15 protein-coding genes are annotated in these 17,191 nt (G+C 56.5%); 9 read left to right on the forward strand and 6 right to left on the reverse strand.

What is annotated here, in order from left to right:
• The gene (locus Q0J85_RS02325; protein WP_294477886.1) at nucleotides 1-924 is read right to left on the reverse strand and encodes a hypothetical protein; all 924 of its coding nucleotides are present in this window, start codon (nucleotides 922-924) and stop codon (nucleotides 1-3) included.
• Between the two features lie 162 nt (nucleotides 925-1,086).
• Here Q0J85_RS02325 and Q0J85_RS02330 point away from each other — a divergent pair, with 162 nt between their 5' ends.
• On the forward strand, nucleotides 1,087-1,488 hold the full coding sequence (locus Q0J85_RS02330; protein ID WP_294477889.1) for a hypothetical protein: 402 nt from the start codon (nucleotides 1,087-1,089) through the stop codon (nucleotides 1,486-1,488).
• Nucleotides 1,489-1,538: 50 nt separating this feature from the next.
• The gene (locus Q0J85_RS02335) at nucleotides 1,539-1,904 is read left to right on the forward strand and encodes a hypothetical protein (RefSeq protein ID WP_294477891.1); all 366 of its coding nucleotides are present in this window, start codon (nucleotides 1,539-1,541) and stop codon (nucleotides 1,902-1,904) included.
• Nucleotides 1,905-1,975: 71 nt separating this feature from the next.
• Here Q0J85_RS02335 and Q0J85_RS02340 read toward each other — a convergent pair whose 3' ends face one another.
• The gene (locus Q0J85_RS02340; RefSeq protein WP_294477892.1) at nucleotides 1,976-2,995 is read right to left on the reverse strand and encodes a restriction endonuclease; all 1,020 of its coding nucleotides are present in this window, start codon (nucleotides 2,993-2,995) and stop codon (nucleotides 1,976-1,978) included.
• A gap of 51 nt (nucleotides 2,996-3,046) precedes the next feature.
• On the opposite strand from Q0J85_RS02340, the gene Q0J85_RS02345 reads away from it, so the two are divergent.
• Nucleotides 3,047-4,312, forward strand: coding sequence for a hypothetical protein (locus tag Q0J85_RS02345; protein ID WP_294477895.1), 1,266 nt, complete (start codon nucleotides 3,047-3,049; stop codon nucleotides 4,310-4,312).
• A gap of 174 nt (nucleotides 4,313-4,486) precedes the next feature.
• Here Q0J85_RS02345 and Q0J85_RS02350 read toward each other — a convergent pair whose 3' ends face one another.
• Together Q0J85_RS02350 and Q0J85_RS02355 are read right to left on the reverse strand one after the other, a co-directional pair.
• A complete protein-coding gene (locus Q0J85_RS02350; protein WP_294477897.1) occupies nucleotides 4,487-5,935 on the reverse strand; it encodes a hypothetical protein in 1,449 nt (482 codons plus the stop codon).
• A 207-nt stretch (nucleotides 5,936-6,142) separates the two neighbouring features.
• The gene (locus Q0J85_RS02355; RefSeq protein WP_294477899.1) at nucleotides 6,143-6,619 is read right to left on the reverse strand and encodes a hypothetical protein; all 477 of its coding nucleotides are present in this window, start codon (nucleotides 6,617-6,619) and stop codon (nucleotides 6,143-6,145) included.
• 899 nt (nucleotides 6,620-7,518) lie between these two features.
• On the opposite strand from Q0J85_RS02355, the gene Q0J85_RS02360 reads away from it, so the two are divergent.
• The 4 genes from Q0J85_RS02360 (at nucleotide 7,519) to Q0J85_RS02375 (ending at nucleotide 12,226) form a co-directional block, all read left to right on the forward strand.
• Nucleotides 7,519-8,538: a LacI family DNA-binding transcriptional regulator gene (locus tag Q0J85_RS02360; protein ID WP_294477901.1), complete on the forward strand. Its 1,020-nt coding sequence runs from the start codon at nucleotides 7,519-7,521 to the stop codon at nucleotides 8,536-8,538.
• A 66-nt stretch (nucleotides 8,539-8,604) separates the two neighbouring features.
• Nucleotides 8,605-9,327, forward strand: coding sequence for a prepilin-type N-terminal cleavage/methylation domain-containing protein (locus tag Q0J85_RS02365; protein WP_294477903.1), 723 nt, complete (start codon nucleotides 8,605-8,607; stop codon nucleotides 9,325-9,327).
• An 11-nt stretch (nucleotides 9,328-9,338) separates the two neighbouring features.
• A complete protein-coding gene (locus tag Q0J85_RS02370) occupies nucleotides 9,339-10,877 on the forward strand; it encodes a cellulase family glycosylhydrolase (protein WP_294477905.1) in 1,539 nt (512 codons plus the stop codon).
• 128 nt (nucleotides 10,878-11,005) lie between these two features.
• Nucleotides 11,006-12,226, forward strand: a complete 1,221-nt coding sequence (locus tag Q0J85_RS02375; protein WP_294477907.1) for a hypothetical protein — start codon at nucleotides 11,006-11,008, stop codon at nucleotides 12,224-12,226.
• Between the two features lie 10 nt (nucleotides 12,227-12,236).
• Here the strand turns inward: Q0J85_RS02375 and Q0J85_RS02380 are convergent, their stop codons facing one another.
• Entirely contained in the window at nucleotides 12,237-13,868 is a 1,632-nt protein-coding gene (locus Q0J85_RS02380) for a hypothetical protein (protein WP_294477908.1), read from the reverse strand.
• A gap of 21 nt (nucleotides 13,869-13,889) precedes the next feature.
• Nucleotides 13,890-15,032 (reverse strand): lipopolysaccharide heptosyltransferase II, encoded by a 1,143-nt coding sequence (gene waaF, locus Q0J85_RS02385; RefSeq protein WP_294477911.1) that lies wholly within the window; start codon nucleotides 15,030-15,032, stop codon nucleotides 13,890-13,892.
• Nucleotides 15,033-15,253: 221 nt separating this feature from the next.
• On the opposite strand from waaF, the gene Q0J85_RS02390 reads away from it, so the two are divergent.
• On the forward strand, nucleotides 15,254-16,279 hold the full coding sequence (locus Q0J85_RS02390; protein WP_294477912.1) for a rod shape-determining protein: 1,026 nt from the start codon (nucleotides 15,254-15,256) through the stop codon (nucleotides 16,277-16,279).
• 2 nt (nucleotides 16,280-16,281) lie between these two features.
• On the forward strand, nucleotides 16,282-17,178 hold the full coding sequence (locus Q0J85_RS02395) for a phosphatidylglycerol lysyltransferase domain-containing protein (RefSeq protein WP_294477914.1): 897 nt from the start codon (nucleotides 16,282-16,284) through the stop codon (nucleotides 17,176-17,178).
• The last annotated feature ends 13 nt before the right edge of the window (nucleotides 17,179-17,191 follow it).

The following is a 17,191-nucleotide window of genomic DNA, read 5'->3' on the forward strand; positions in this document are numbered from 1 at the left end:
TCAATCTCCGGCAGAGGGAGCGGTCTGAACGGGCGGGACGGGAGACGGCTTCTTCGGAAATGCCAGCTCTCCGCGTTCGGCGGCGGGGAAGAATTTGTTGGAAATGCTGCCGTAGAAACTCCAGCCGTCGAACAGATCCGGCGGGAGCGGCTGCGCCTCGACTTTCTGATCGTCAAACGCATAAAAAACGGTTTCCCCCTCCTGCGTGATCCAGCCGTAGTCATGGAACACCCGGTCCGGGCACGCCGCGACATACTCTTTCCCGCCGTACTCGAACCGTACCAGAAGCCGCCGCGCCGCAGCGTCGACCAGATATTCGCCGTCCTTGTCGCGCAGGAAGAGCCACCCGTCTTTCAGCCGGTAGACATTGAACGCGGTTCGTCCGCCCGTGTTGACCCGGAGATAACGGTAAACGGCCCCGTCCGCCTTGCCGAAACGCAGCCGGTATTCGTACTCCGCCTGGAACGGGTGGATGGGACGCTCCTCGAATGCGAGTTCCACCCCCTGCTCGGGAGGCAGTTCAAAGCTGCGCCAGTCGCCTTGAACAATCGCGAAATGAATCAGAGAGTACGCGATGGAACAGACCCCGGGGATACAGACGAACAACAGAAACAGAACCACAAAAGGCGGGATCTCACTCCGGTTTTCCGCGCGGTATTTCTTCCGGATGAAGCGGGCACAGCCGACAATCGCGCCGATCGCAGCGGCAAACGCCACCGGAACGACAATCAGAACCCACAACTCCGAATTCAAGCCCGCCAGCCCGGCCAGCAGAAATATCACGAAGAGCGCCGTCGAACATCCGACGGGGACGCTTTTCAAGGCGACGATCCAGTTTCCGGTCATGCGCCGGGTGCGCGGGATCGCCCAGAGAACCGCCGGAATCACCAGCCAGACCAGAATGCTTACAACATTTCCAACCATGTTCTTCCTCCGGTTTTCGTTCCGAAACGCCATGTCCCGCTGTTCTTTACAATACCCCCGATTCTGCGGATTGCAAATCAGAGAGTCTCTTGCAATGTCGATGCAGGAATGCTATCTTACACCGCAGTGTCCCAACTTCGTCACACGGGAGAAAAGATCGATATGGGAAAGAGTTCCGCAGTGAAACCGCAGGTCGTCTCCGAATGCCGCTCACAGCACGCCGGGAATCCGCGCTCCCCGCTTTTTCCAGGATGGCGGAATGTTGCGGCTCTCCGCCTCCCGGTGAAACGCGGAAAACTCATGGCGGCCCTCATCCTCATCGGCATATTGCTCTGCTTGTGGCTGCTGGCGGAAGCCGGGCTCTTCCTCATCCGCCAAAAAGGCGGAGAGCTTGCGCAGTACATCGACTCTCCGGTGGAAGACGTCCTCTTTGAGCGCATCATGTTTACGTTCTACAACGACGCCCGGGGAGTCGTCCTCGTCTACCGGATCGAGAACAACACGTATCACTCACGCGCATACTGGTTTCCGTTCCGGTCGGAACCGTTTGAAGTCTTTAAATGAGACATAAAAAAAGATCCTCCCGACAGCAGGGCCGGGAAGATCTTTCCGGGTTGGTTGCTCCGCTATTCCAGACATCCCCAGCCGAATTCATCCGGATTCTTGGCGCGGCCGATGCCGCCCATCCACTCCATCCAGCGGATCCGGCCCTTGCCGTCATTCTCGTTGACCAGAAACGCGAACCGGAAGAGCGTACCGGGTTTGTCGGCGATCCCGAGCCGCTTCAGCGGCAGTGCGGCGGAATCGTTTTAACCGACTCCGAAATGAAGTCCGGCTGCCTTGCCAAACGGATTGCGGACTTCGATTTCCACCAGCGCGCCATCCCCCTCGATGGAACGGCTCACTTGACCGGATTGTTTCGTGGGAACTGCCGGCGGGCGCAACAGCGGCAACCACCACCGATAGACCATTTCCATTGAGCCAATCCCGGATTTACATAAGCAATCCGTCGTCATCGGACAGCAAGACGCGCCGCAAAGACGGCGGGCACTCACTCCTCATCCGTGAGAGTCCAGATCTGTTTCAACGGCAGATCGGCTCTCAATTCCGGATCGAGTTTTTCATAGGTCTGAAAAAGCGCCGCGAGCAGTTCGTTCTTTCCCCAGAGCCGGACGCTGAAGAAAGAGCTCTGCTCTTTGACGGAACTCTTGTATCCGCCCCAGGAGACGAACAACCCCTGCGTCGCCTGCGAATCCTGCATTGCCCCTTTCAGCGCCTTGATCTCTTTGAGTTCCACAGGAGTATCCTGCGACTTCACCTGAACACACAGGCGCGGCTCTCCGAATCCGAGCGGCCCGGTTCCCGCCAGAATATCGACCCCGCCGTCCGGCCCGGGAGGGCTCATGAACGTGTGATAGCCCTGCGCCGCCAGAATTCCGTTCACGAGACGGGCAAGCTCATGTCCCTTGAATCTCGAGCCGATCAGCCGGATGATCTGATCGCGGGCGAGTTCTTCGACGTCCTGAAAGGTTTCTTCGGTCTCATCGGAGGGGAGATCCACCGTCACATAGCCGTCGCTCCCGGCGGTCCAGCGGTTCTTTTCCATATTCCTCAACCGCTCCTCCGCATTGTTCCGCGATATCCGGCAAATGGTCAGGGCCGATCCGAACGAAAAGAGCAGATCCTGCGCAAAGTTCGACCGGGGAATATTTTCGCCGATCCATTTCACGGAAATCCGGTGAAAATAAGGGCTTGCCGCGGCCGGGTCGAATTGATATCCCTGCACCACTTCCCCGATCCAGATCGAGGGTTGCGATTTCAGGGGGAGAATCACCCAATCTCCGGCGCTGATTTCATGGGACCCCATCCAGATCTGGGAAGCCCAGATGCGGATGGTATTGGTTTTCACGTCCGGATAAATTTCCCTCAACTTTTCTTTGATCTCATCCCGCGAATGGAAACCGGCGAGATCGCAGTTCAAATCGCTCCACGTGATATAAAAACAGTGGTCCTTGATGAATTTTTCCGCATATTCGCCGCGCCGTCCCGCCCGGACCATCCACAAAGCCATCGTGTTTCCCTCCCGCCTGCCGCTTCTTTTTGACTCGGGATAAAAGTTAGCATGAGTTTCCCATTCTGTCAAGTTTCTCCGTCAGGTGCGATTCCATGCGCCGAACCGCTCCCCGGCGATGTTCCATTCCGGCAGAGGCAGCAAATCCCGCAGACCATCTTTGACTTCCACGCACTTTCATGCCGGATTCGTGATTTTCTGCTGGCAATCAGAACATTCCATGCTATCTTACCACAGGGGAGACAACGAGCCGGAAACAAAGGGGGCGAGTCAGGAGAAACGGGAGTCAAAACAACATCAAAAGTGTTCCTGCAGAAAACGAAGCGGAGAATCGACACGATGACTACGAGCCTGTCAAACTATCTTTCCGTCAAAAAGAAATCATACATCATTATGATAATTGCGGCTGTCATTGTCGCTGTTTTCGTAAAATTGGTGCTCAAGCCGATATCCTGGGGTGATTTTATACAGACATTGTTGTTTTGGGAACCATTTGTTCTGTTCTTTATTCTCTGGCAATGTCAGTTGAATCTCAGTGAAAAAAAACAAGTGGTAATTCGTGAAGTAACAAAGCAAGTTGCCCGCGAATTTGAAATGCAATGCGAAGATCCTCGATTATGGGATAATAAAAAATGCAAAGCCTCTCTGCTCTTTGAGCCGAGTGTCGATGCCTTTTATCTGGAACGTGATATTCCACATCAAGTTTTCACTTTGGAAAAACAAGGCGCGATTTTACAGTGCAGCCATGTGAGTTACGGCACGGTAAGTTCAAAAGTTGAAAAAGTCGGGAAACGATATGTGGTACACGGCAGAAGCATGAACTTCTATATAATGTCCACAGGCCTTTTATTTCGTTGTTTTTTTCCGTGCTATTTTTCTGACAGCTGGCTTCTTTTACCGAAAAAATGGGGAAAACATCTTGAAAAAATAACTCCTGTGAGATTTTTTCTGACAGACCTTGCCAAGGCGCCCCTGCCTCCGAATTTCAGTTTGTTCAGAAATGAAAACGATGCGCTCTGGATCTACTCGACCGCAGGCACGGAACAGGAAGCCTCCGCCGCGATTCGGGAGGAGTGTTCCTTTGCGGAAAGCTGTTATGCCCCGCTGCGCGGGAAACCTTACAGCCTCATGAGTTTCACCGGGAACACCATGTACGTTTACATTCCATTCGTCTGGGAAATGGCCTCCGAACAGAAACTGCGGGAGAGCCTTGCCGAATACAAAGCGGACATTGAACTGGTCAAGGGGATTGTTTTCGGGCAGATCATGCGCCGGCATTATGAAAAGCAGTTTGCCGCCATGAATGGCGAGTCGTGATATGTATCCGGATAACCGGAGCAGCTCTTCGTAAGTCTGATTATGGCAAAGAGGAAAGTCTGCGGTGTCGCTATGTAAACGCCTTGCAGCGTTTGTACGACCGTAAAAGGAGGAAGAATCATCAAACGCTCCGCCCGGGAACCGGGCCGGGGAAAAACAGCGGGCGGCAATCGGCTATCGTCCGCCGGGAGTTGCGGAACCGCGCTCCGATTTCCTGTTCAGGCAGCGTTCCAGTTGCTCCGGAGTGTTCCAGAGCTCCATGACCCGCAGCCAGATCGTCTCGGCCTGCGACGGGGAAAGAGGAGCGTTTTCCAGAATCTCATAAAACTTCATCGCCGGATTCCGGATCGATGCCCCGGGCGGATTCGCTCTGCGATTGCCGAAAAGATCAGTCACAAATGTTTCAACAACAATCCGGTGCGGAATCCCCCGCGCTTTCCATTGCGCCAACCCGTATTTGCGGTGCAGCTCGTAAAAACGTCCTTTGGTTTCCTGTATTTCCTTGAACGGCGCACCGGGAATCCGCCAGATCTTCTCCACATATTCGGCTCCGGTATTCAAGTCGATCCCGGAGGTGACAGTGATATCCGTATTCCAGAGCTGTTCGAGCCTTTCCCGGAAATGCCTGAGCAAAGTTCCCCGGAAACAGCGCCACTGCAAAAGCCGCTCCCGGTACGGGAGACTCTGATATTCATTCTCCATATAGCCGCTGCCGTCCGTATCCGGCAGGATTCTGACCATGCTGCCGTCGGGCAGTGGCGGCGGAAGCGGCGGAAGTTTTTCCGGATAAGAAAGTTGGACAAACGAATCGAGCAATTTCTTCTCATACAGCTCCTTGAAAACCGGCTCAGGCTGCCGGATCGTCAATGCCAGCATCAAGGCGTTCAGCGGCATCGGCGCGCGCTCGAATTCGGCAAGGAAGAACGGTTCAAAAACGGCAATGCCGTAGTCCGAACGCAACGCTTCCTCATAAAAATATTTCGGCAGAGGATCGGGATATTTGTCGCGTTCCCGAACCAGCTGACGCAATATGGCTTCCCGGTCTCTTTCCCCGAGCCGGGAAGTCGGACGATCCGGCTTGTTCAGATCATCTTCCGCGATTCTGAGGTACTCCTCCGCTTTCAGGCGGTCATAACTCTCCTGAAGATACTCTCCGACCGCCTCCCGATCTCCAGCCTTGTGCAGCCGGATCGTCTCGGCAAAAATCCTCTGCGCTTTCTCCACACTCGGATCGCACGTCTGAAGAATATCGGGAAACATGAGTTCGACGGCGAGGCCGTCTCCGCACATGACGGGGCGGTCTCTCAGGATGTAATAACGCCACTTCCAGAACTTCCACCCATGATGAGCGGTCACAATTCTGCACCATTCAAACCGGTAGCCGGTTGTGTTGATAAACACGATGACCGGTTCCGGACAGGAAAGCTGATACTTCTCGTACAAATCCCGATGGCCCGGCATTCGTTCCCGGGAGATCAGCCGATTGTCGGCTCCGGAACGCTTGTCCAGGACAAATTCCCCCGTGGCAAGGTCAAAACCTGCGACGAGCCAGTAGTCGATGTCAGCAGAAAACAGCGTCGCGGCGAGAAACATGAACCAGGCAGTCAACAATATTTTTCTCATTTTTCCTCTCCCGTCAGTCACGCAACGTTGTCGCGGTAGGATCGGCCGCATCGATATTCCCGAATTACAATACCCCTCCTCCACCGAATTGCAAGCCGGGAAATGACGCGGCGGAAATCCCTGTATCACAAATCGTCAGATGATTCCGGCGAAAAGACCCAAAATACAGGACACTACCGGAGAGGCGCACAAAACATCGGACGCAGGCTATTGCAAATCGGAGAATTTCATTTGTATCGGAGTCAAATCAGCTCCAACCATACTGCAAAATTCAGCTATCTTAAATTTATCATGAGTTTGATCTCTCTCAAGGTCACGGAAAAATAAAGATAAAAATTCCGGAGTCATATCTTTTTTATAAAATTCAATCCCATTTTCTTTGATATAATAAATACCACCCATTCCCGGTTTTATGGTGATATCCGGTACTGATTCAGTGCGCAACACAATGTTATCATTTTGACTGGGAGCAATGTATGTCAAAAAAATTCTCTGGTTTAACAAATCACGTTTCTCCCTGATTACAATTACAGCTAAATCGTCATCACGCACGGCACCGGTTATCCAATAACATCCATCTTGAAAATCGACACTCTGAGTGTAAGACATAATTTTACCTTTTTTTTCATTTCCACATCCGCACAACAATATCATTAAAATGCAGAACAGCAACTGATATTTCATTTTCTCAACTCCCGCTTTAAAAATGATATGTGCCTCGCGCCGCCCCCGGTTGAACGACTTTGCGCGTCTCCCCCCGCCTGGACAACATTTTATTGAAAGATTGGTGTAAAAGTCTTTGAGTTACTATATTCCATTGTTTGCCGATTACAAGTCCGGCAGTCGACATCGCCGGAAGCAGTATCCGGTTTTATCCGGCGTTCGTTTCCGGGCGGTTTCGGCGGACGAATTTCCGGAGAGAAGCAATATCATGCGGAGGGGAAAATCCGCGACGCATCAGAGAGTGATTTCTGTTTTCACATGCAAAGTGCGGCCGATGCCGGAAACCGGCAAAAGGGAGCTCCCTGAACAACTTTGAAATCCGTGTTGAATCGCCACAGGAAATTCCGGGAAATCCGGCAGTATTGTCGACAATCACGGAAGAACTTCTCTTTCTGGCGAACAAATGGCAACGCCTGTATGAGAGGCGGAAAACAATAACGGGGAAAAACGCGCAGATTCTTCCAGAAGCCGACAGCAATGAGAGTTTCTCCGACATTCGCGCAGTGAAAGGAAACATCATCACCGTCAACGATATTGTTTTAAACCCGGAATAGGAACTCGGGCTGTCCTTTCAAACGAATGACCTTTCACAGCCAGCCTGGCTGCGTTCGATCGCGAAGCTGTCATCCGACGCAAAAATCCGGTATTATTCTGAACTTCAACCAAGCAAAAGATTCCGCAATCTTGCGCTACCTGCGCAACCGCTCCATTTGGAGGGGGAATAGTGCTCGAACTCGCGATGCCGTGAAATTTAAAGCAAAAAAAACAATCTTTTTTTTCGTTGAGCTCTTGACATTTTCATGCAAATCCGGTATAATGAATAACGTGTTACGTAAACGTGTTATTCTAACAGGAATCTTATGACGCGATCGATTGGAAAAAGCTGCACAATACGCGAACTCGCCCGTTACGTCGGGCTGTCGACCTGCACGGTGTCGCGCGTGCTGAACCATCGCGGCGGCGAATTGCCGATCCCGGAAAAGACGCAGAAACGGATCCGCGACGCGGCACGGGAGCTGAACTACGTTCCGAACGTAAATGCGCAGCGCTTCTTCAAACGGCGCAGCTATGTGATCGGGCTGCTGGTGCCGCCGCAGGAGGAGATGGGGCACAATGCGTTCCACGATACGCACTTCGTCGAGATCCTCTCGGGAATCGAAAAGGCGCTGATTCCGACCGGCTACAATCTGCTGTTGCTCTTCAATCGGCCCGAGTACAAGGAGAACAACCGGTATGAGGGGATGTTCCACTCCGGTTTTCTGGACGGACTGCTGGTGTGGGGGGTGCGCCGGTCGGAGGCGTACTGGAAAAATCTCGCGGCGCTTTCGCGGCCCCGGATCTTCCTGACTTCCGTACCGGATTCGGATACGGATATGCCGCTGCCGTTCGTCGCAAGCGATTACGAGCAGGCCGCAGCGGGAATCGTCGCGGAACTGCAGCGCACCGGCTGCCGCCGGTTCTGCTGGCTTGCGGGCAAGGAGGACACTTCGATCATCCCGCAGCTCCGCACCGGAATCAGCCGGGCAGGAGTCGAACTGCCGGAAACGGCGATCCGTTACAGCGACTACACGGAAGAGGCGGGGGAACAGCTTGCCGCGGAACTTCTCGGTTCCGGCTCGCAATACGACGCCGTTCTTGCGACGGCACCGCAGCTGGCACGCGGCGCGGCGCGGTTTCTCGAACAGAATCCGATGCCGGTGCAGATCGGCTGTTTCGACGGGCAGAGCTCGACCCGCCGCGCGGAGGACAACTTCATCTCGGTCTGCACGAACGACTTCGAGATCGGGAAAGCAGCGTTGGAAAAACTCATCGCCCGCATCGAAGGCAGCGAGGATCCCATTCAGATCAAAGTCCCTGTCAGCTTCTCATTTTCCGATTGAAAAAATTTTTTGGCCCGTAAGGTAACACGTTTACTTAGATTTCAAACAACTCGAAAGGAGCAGAGCATGAAAAGAAGATCGTTTACCTTGATAGAGCTCCTGGTCGTGATTGCGATCATCGCGATTCTGGCCGGGATGCTGCTTCCGGCGCTGAATCAGGCGCGGGAACGCAGTTACACCATCAGCTGCACCTCCAATCTGAAACAGATCGGAACTTACATGACACTGTATCTGGATTCCAACCGGAATCTGTTCCCCAACGCCTACGGCAATCTCTCCGGAAACAAGGGAACGTGGCAGGATATGCTCATGCGCTTTCATCAATCGGGGATGGAAGTCACGCATTTGTGCTATCTGAACGAAGATCAGACCAGACCGGTCAGCGTCTTCGCCTGCCCCTCGTCAAAGACCACGGAAACGGGGGACGCATTCCGGCGCCATTACGGACTGAATTACCGGCTGACCAAAGCGTGTGCGGAGTGGAATTCCACACAGACGACGGACTACAGCAGCGCCAAAGTGGAAAATCCCTCCGGCCGGGCAATGGTGTTTGACGTGAATCAGAGTGCGGTTCCGAGCTCCATGGGCAGCATGTCGGTTGCGGTCGCGCAAAACCGGGCGGAGATGGTCAATTTGAATCAGAAGATGCGTCATTACGGTCAGAACGGATCGAATATTCTGTTCGTGGACGGTCATGTCAAGGGGATGCGGTGGGAGGAAATTCCGGTGAATCGTCTGGAATCCACCTCCGGCAGTCTCGGGAAATTCTGGTGTCGCGCCAACAAATAGGATATCGCGGAATGATCGGGAAAATCATCGGCTGTGCAGCGGGGCTGTTTCTAGCCGCTGCTCTCAGCGCGGAAGTCGTTTATGAGACCGACTTTCGCGGAGAGGGACGGCAGGGCTGGACTCTGCCGGCCGGTACCGCCTGGGTGGAAGAAGCGGGACGCGCCGCACTGGAAGCGGCAGTCCCCGGCGACCGTCAGACGAAAGGGAGGGTGACGGCGGAACTGCCGTTCGACCTGAGCAGTTATCGCGGCTGCCCGATGCGGCTGACCGTCCAGTGCCGGGCGGAGAAGGTCTCCCGTCCGCCGGAGGAGTGGAATGGCATCAAATTCATGCTCCACTACAAAAAGGACGGGAGGCCGGTCTGGCGTTCCCCGTCAGGATTGTACGGGAGTTTCGACTGGAAAGTTCTGGAAATCTCCTTTGTGGTGCCGGAGGGAGTCGAGGGGGGAAAACTCATGCTGGGGCTGGAGAACAGCTCCGGCCGGGTATGGTTCCGCGATCTGAAGATCGAAGTCGAAAAGATCGAAACCCTCTTTCCGGTCCCGGAATTGCCGGATGGTTTCCGCGCCGCATATTCGGAGCGGGTGAGACGGCAACCGCCGCTGCGCGGCACGATGTCCCCCGCCAGATACCGGGCGGAGGACCTCGATGAGCTGGCGTCCTGGGGAGCCAATGTGATCCGCTGGCAGCTCGTGCGCAACTGGGGAAAACAGAATTCAGACCGCGAAATCGAGGAATACCGACGCTGGATCGATTCCAAAATCGAGGAACTCGACCGCGTACTCGAACACGCCGAACGGGTCGGTTTGAAAGTCATCATCGACCTGCACTCCCCTCCCGGCGGACGTTCCCCTGAGGTCATGCTCTTCCACCAGAAACCCTATCTGGATCTCTTCATCGAGACCTGGCGGAAGATCGCCGGACGGTTTCGGGGACGCAGAGCCCTGTGGGGATATGATCTTCTCAATGAGCCGATGCAGTCGCAGCCCGCCAGGGTCGATTACCTGACAGCGCAGCGCCTCGCGGCGGAGGCCATCCGGGAGATTGATCCGGAAACTCCGATCATCATCGAATCAAATGACTGGTGCTCCGCCCCGGCATTCCGTTACCTCGCACCGCTGCCGTTGAAAAATATCATTTATCAGGTGCATATGTATTGGCCCGGAGGATACACGCACCAGCAGGTCGGAAACACCTGGGGAGTGGACAGCCGGGAGAAGCTGACCGCCTACCCGGACCGGACCTATCATCGGGAAGCGCTCAAAAACTATCTGCAGCCGGTGCGGGATTTCCAGTTGAAGTACGGTGCGAGAATCTATGTCGGGGAGTTTTCAGCCGTGCGCTGGGCGCCGGGCGCGGATCGGTATCTCGAGGACTGCATCTCGATCTTTGAAGAGTATGGATGGGATTGGAGCTATCACGCTTTCCGCGAATGGTCCGGCTGGAGCGTCGAACATTCCGAGGATCCGAGGGTCACCGGCCGGGTCGACGGAGAGACCGCACGCAAGAAAGTCCTGCTCAAATATTTCAAGCGCAACACAAGGCCGTGAGGACGGACAGGGATGGAAGCACCCGGCAACGGAGTTTCCCGGAAAAAACAGGGAATTCCGGGAAACTCCGTTGACTTTCCTCCTCATCCGCGGTATCTTATGCGGACAACAACCGCGGAGAATGAAACATGCCCGATGCCGAATGGCTCAATCGCTGCCCGCGCTGCGGCGCACGGCGCGACAATATAAAAGTCTGTAAAATTCTCCGGATCACCTGCCTGTTCATCGCCGTCGAATGGCGGGAACTGCTGCTGACAGGGTGTCCGGAGTGCCTGAGGCGCGAATTGAACCGCCATCTCTGGAGAAGTCTGCTCCCGGCCAATCTGCTCTGGCCGTTCACGATTCTGCCGGGAACCCTCGCCGCCCGGAAACTTCTGGAGAAACCCGGTCACTCGCCGGAGTGGTTGAATCTCGTCGAAACGGCCGAAAGGAATGAAACAGAAATCGCCGCCAATGCGCAGATTTCCGAAACGCCGCCGCCACCACTTTCCGTGGCGACTGTCACCCGCCATCGCCATGGAACGCCGTATCGCCCGCCGGAGGGGAAATGTGGAAAAGCCTTTCCCGTCGCCGCGCTGGCGTGGGCGCTCTTCGCGATTCCCGCGGGAAGTTTTCTCTACGCGCTGGTGAACTTCTTCGTCCCATATATCTCGGTCGTCATTGCCGCGCTCTTCCTGCTGGCGGCAGTGAACGGGTGCGGCATCGCGCTGCTCGCGAAATGGTGCGGCTGCCGTTCGCAGAGAGTCCGGATTCTCACGGCGCTCGCACTCGGAATCTGGTCGCTTTATCTCGCCTGGGTCGGATGGGTGTGGATCCTCAATGAGTTCTGGAGTCTCGGGCTCATCTTCGATCCGCTGCGACTCGGGCGCGTGATCGGATTTCTCGCCGAGGACGGTATCCGCAGCATGGGCGACCGGATCGTCGGCGCGTGGGAGTGGTACACCTACTGGACGCTCGAAGCGCTCGTTCTGATTCTCACTCCGCTCCTCATCGTCCGGAAACCGCGCCGCGGGAAACTGCTCTGCCCGGAATGCGGGAGGGAACTCAAACGGCTTTTCACCCTGCGACAGCGGGATCTCCCCGCGGAGTTGCCGCAGCTCCGGGACGAGTTCAGGCGCGGCGACTTCACCCGTTTTGAAACCCTCCCGCTGCGCAGCGGAAACAGCTACCTTGAAGTCGAAATCCTGCACTGCCCGGCATGCCGGAACGACTATGTCGCAAACATCACGGCAGTGGCCGAGCGCCTCGACAACCAATGCCGCCCCTCCCCCGCCCGGATTCCAGTGGTGCCGCCCGTCTATCTCGGAGCGGACGAAACGGCGGAGCTCTCCCGGCGGCGGCGGCAATAGAGCGGATCGACTACGATCCGCGCCTCCCCGGAGGCAACAGCGGCCGGAACGTCTCAAGTCCGCTCTTTACAAGCATTTCAAGAACAGCATCGAGATTGTCGCGGTCGACGGGGAGAAGATTCGCCGTTTTCACCCGCGCGATTCTCACAGCGTCGTCCCCCGGCTGCCGGAGCTCTTCCGGAAGCAGCGAGGCGAGATCAAGATGGTCGCGTTTGAGCGCGGCAATCCCGGCCCCGAGCAGCCTCCCGTCGCGGATCGCCTCGAACGCCTCGCGGAACTCCATCGCAGTGATCTCCGTCACGAAAATCGCAGGCCGCTCCTCTTTCGGGCGCTGCCATAACGCGGTACCGGTCCATGCTTTCCAGCCTGCGCTGAACGAAAAGAATGCAGCCGCGTCCCCGATTTTTCCGAACGAAGCATCCAGTGCGGCGGAAGTCAGGCCATCCGCGACAAAGATCGGCGTCACGCCGGCGGCCTCGGCCTGTTCCCGGAGCGGCCCGGTCACAATCTCCGCCGCCTCGTCATATTCCGCCGTACGGCCGAAACGCTCCGAAACCCCGATGATGACCCGTTTCCCGGCGCAATGCTTCTTCATAACCTGAACGAGAAACGGGATTTTCGGCACATGGCTGCGCAGAAGCTGGCGTCTCACCTCCCACTGGTAACCGTTCATCTCCAGAAGCCGGTCGAAACTTCTGCGCTCAGGACTCCGGAGTCCGAGCAGATCAAGCAGAGTCGAAACATACCTGGAGGAATAAACCGCCACGATCGCCGCCCATGGGATCCACTCGGGGAGCAATCCGCACAACCCGGTCACAGCCGGAAGCAGATAAAGCAGATACTTCGTCACCAACCGGTTGCGTGCGGCTACGGCAGCATCCCGCTCCTGCGGAGACGGCTCTCCGGGGTTCGGGATCGCCGCCTCCATCCGGATCTTCCACGGATTGGCGAAACACTGCACAATCCGGTTTGCGGAACGCAGCGCGATCCAGCCGAACAGCGCCTGAGCGAATGTCACGTAACGCGCGCCCGCCAGACCGACCGCGATCCAGAAAGTGACCAGCCCGAAGTAAGTCGTCAGAAACAAATAGAGCCGAACCGGCGCCGTGAGCTTCCGCACAGGACGCCAGAGCGGCTTGCACAGCGGCTTCTCCGGACTCCGGTCGAACTCTTCCAGCAGAGAGTCGTCCCAGTCGTGCCCCTGCGGAGACCAGCCGCCGGAAGAGGCGGCGCGACCATCGCCGCCGCGCACGATGAGTTTTTTCTTCACAAGGTCGGCTGCCGCCACGATTTCGCCGTCGGCCTCGAGCCGGACCCGTCTGCCGTCCGGCGCCCAGACAAAACGGAAACAGCGGAAACGCCTCCCCGCCTCCTCCCGCGTGAATACCCGCACCCGGTCGAGAGGAGGATCGGGAAACGTGCAGCGGCACGCCTCAAGCCAGATTCCCGCCGCATCGACCCGCAGCCGCAGCAGCGGCGGATTCCCGGATTCATATCCGAACCCGTTCGGGAAACCATAGACCGTCACGGGTTTCAAGGCGTTCCAGTGGAACGGCTCTTCGCCGCAGAGGGTGAAAACCATCTCCGCATCCGCCCCGCTGCCGCCACTGATATAAAACAGCATGCACCCGAGCCGATCCACTTGAGCCTCCCGCAGTCGGCGCTACTGCGCCGCGGTTTTCCGCACCCGGCAGGTTCGTTCCGCAACAATCGCATCCATCTCGGCGATCGCCATCGCGGGCGTGATCGCCCGGATGCACTTCTGATCCCCGGAGGGGCACTCGCGCCGGAAGCAGGGAGAACACTCCAGTTTCTCGTAAAGCAGATGCCAGTTTGCGCCGATCGGACCGGTCGCGGTGTAGTCAGTCGGTCCGAATACCGCGACGCCGGGGCGTCCCAGTGCGGCGGCAAGATGCATGATTCCCGAATCGTTCGCCACGCAGAGCACCGAATTTTTCAAAAGATGCATGAGTTCGATCAGGGAAGTCCGCCCGGACAGGTTATATGCCTTGCGCGCGTCAAGTCCGGCAATGACCTCGTCACCGATCGCACGCTCGGACTCCGAACCGAGCACCACGGCGATTCCCCCCTGTGCGATCCAGTGCGCGGCCACTTCCCGGAAACACTCGCCCGGCCACCGTTTCGCCGCGCCATAAGCTGCGCCGGAGGCGATCGTCAGCAATTTCGGGTGAGCGCAAAGCGCCGTGATCTGAGCGGGCAATTCGTCAGCCTCGGGCGTCAGCCGGAACTCCGGCAGTGCGCCGTCCCAGGCGGGGGCGCCGAGAGCGGAAGCGATTGCAAGATAGCGGTTCGCATGGTGGATCTCCGCCGGCGCCCGATCCGGCCGGGGTGGAAACGCGAAAGCACGCCGCAGCAGAAACGATCGGCAGCGGGCCTTCGCTCCGTAAAGATTCGAGACTCCGGCCAGATACATGGTCAACGCATCCCGGAACGAGTTGTTGAACAGCACCCCGATCCCGAAGCGCTGCTGCCGCAACGCAAGGAACTCTTCCCGACTCCACGCCTTGTGCACCTGTTCCAGACCGAGCACGCCGTCCACAAACGGCAGCGCATGATAAAGCGCCCTCTGCCCGGCCGGAGCAATGCAGAAAAGGGCGCAGTTCGCGGGAACGATCTTCCGCAGCTGTCCGAGCGCCGGCAGAGCCATCACCGCGTCGCCGAGATGGTTCGGCATACGCACGACCATTCCGTTGCGCCACATGTCGTGACGGAGCGGAATCACCTCGAACTGCGGCGACGGGAACTCCCGCCGGATATCCAGAAAATGAACCGGGCGCGCCTCCATAATTGCGCGATCTCCTTACCACAATAGAAAAAGAAAACAACATTTGTTTTGTCCGGGTAAAATATCATGAAACGGAGTGATTTTCAATCTCCCGGCCGAAAATCTGCGCACTTTTGCAAGAAAATCCGAGTTTGTGCTTGCATTTTCGAGCAAAACAAGGTTTATTATATCAATTAAGAATTTTTGTGTATCAAATCCATACAATTCAGGATTCAGGTTCGATGAGCACTCAATGCGTGGCAAAACTTTTCTCGACCCACATCGGAATTGACCTCGGGACAGCGAACTGTCTGGTCTACGTGCGGGACCTCGGGATTGTTCTGAACGAACCGTCGGTCGTCGCCATCAAGGAAAGCACCCACGAAGTGCTGAACGTCGGCAGCGAAGCCAAGAGCATGCTCGGCAAATGCCCGGGCAACATCCGGGCGATCCGCCCGATGAAAGACGGCGTCATTGCGGATTTCGAGATTACCGAAGAGATGCTCCGCTACTTCATCCAGAAAGCGATCCGTTACGTTCCCTGGCGGAAACGGCTGCTGAGCCCGCGTGTGCTCGTGGCCGTGCCTTCCGGGATCACCGAGGTTGAGAAGCGGGCAGTCAAGGACTCGGCAAAACGGGCCGGAGCGGGAGAAGTCGTGCTCATTGAGGAGCCGATGGCCGCGGCTGTCGGCGTCGGGCTGCCCGTTGCGGAACCGGCGGGCAGCATGATCGTCGACATCGGCGGCGGGACGACCGAAGTCGCGGTTATTTCGCTCTCGGGAATCGTCGGAGCAAAGAGCGTACGGGTCGGCGGTGACGAGCTCGACAGCGCAATCACCCAGCACCTCAGAAAAGTCTACAATCTCATGATCGGCGAACTGACCGCGGAAGAGATCAAGATCCGGATCGGCAGCGCTTATCCGGTGAAAGACGACGAGAGTCTGGAAGTCAAGGGTCTCGACCTTGTCTCCCGCGTACCGAAAACCGTCCGGATCACCGCAGCGGAAATCCGAATGGCGCTTCAGGAGCCCGTGACGACGATCATTGAGGCGGTCCGGGCAACGCTGGAGCGGTGTCCGCCGGATCTGGCGGCTGATCTTATTGACCGCGGAATCATGCTCGCCGGAGGCGGCGCGCTGTTGAGCGGTCTCGACAAACTTTTAACGGAAGAAACGGGGTTGCCCGTGTTTGTCTCCGAAGAGCCGCTCAATGCGGTGGCCAAGGGGACCGGCGTCATGCTCCAGGAAGACAGCATCTGGTCATCGTAAGAATGAAAATCAATCTGAAATCTCTCCGTCCGGTAGAACTTTCCGACCGGGATTATTTCGAGTCGAAACTCGCAGAACAGCCGTCTCAGAGTTGTGAATGCAGTTTTGCAAATCTCTACATGTATCAACAGCCTTACGGCATTGAGTTCATCGAGTTGAACGGGCGCATCGTCGTCTACGAACAGGTGAGCCGGACGATCCACTATCCGATCGGGCCGTGGACCGAACCGGAAGAACTCAGAAAAATCTCCGACGCATTCGTGGAAGCGGGGCTCACGGAGGGTGGAATCTATGACGTACCGGAGGAATTCCTCGACCGTCATCCCGACTGCGACCGCTTTTTTGAACTGGAATACGATGAGGGGGCGATCGATTATCTCTATTCGATCGAGAAAATCGCGACGTTCTCCGGCCCGAAACTCCGGAAGAAGCACAATCTGGTCAAGCAGTTCCAGACCAACTGGCCTTACGCCGCGGTGCGCCCGATCACGAAAGAGGAAATTCCGATTGCAGCGCGACTTGCGAAAGAGCTGAACTCGCGGCTTCCTCCGTGTGAATTCCTCGAGGAAGAGGATCTGGCGATGAACCGCGCCTGGGAGCATTTCGAGGAGCTCAAGCTCGGAGGAATCATTCTCTACGCGGAGCCGGGATATGCGGCCGGATTTTCGGTTTACAGCATGCTTTCGCCGGATACGGTGGACATCCACTTTGAAAAAGCCGACCACAGTGCGAAAGGTGCGCCGCAGACCCTCACGTGGCAGCTCGCAATCAAACTGCGCAACAAGGCGAAATTCATGAACCGCGAACAGGATATGAACGAGGAATCACTGCGCCATGCGAAACGTTCACTCGACCCGGAACGGTTCTTCAAACGTTACTTCCTGCGCGGAATCAACTGATCGGAACGGCCAC

Origin of the sequence: uncultured Victivallis sp. (genome assembly GCA_944389935.1) — a bacterium.
Taxonomy (GTDB): domain Bacteria; phylum Verrucomicrobiota; class Lentisphaeria; order Victivallales; family Victivallaceae; genus Victivallis.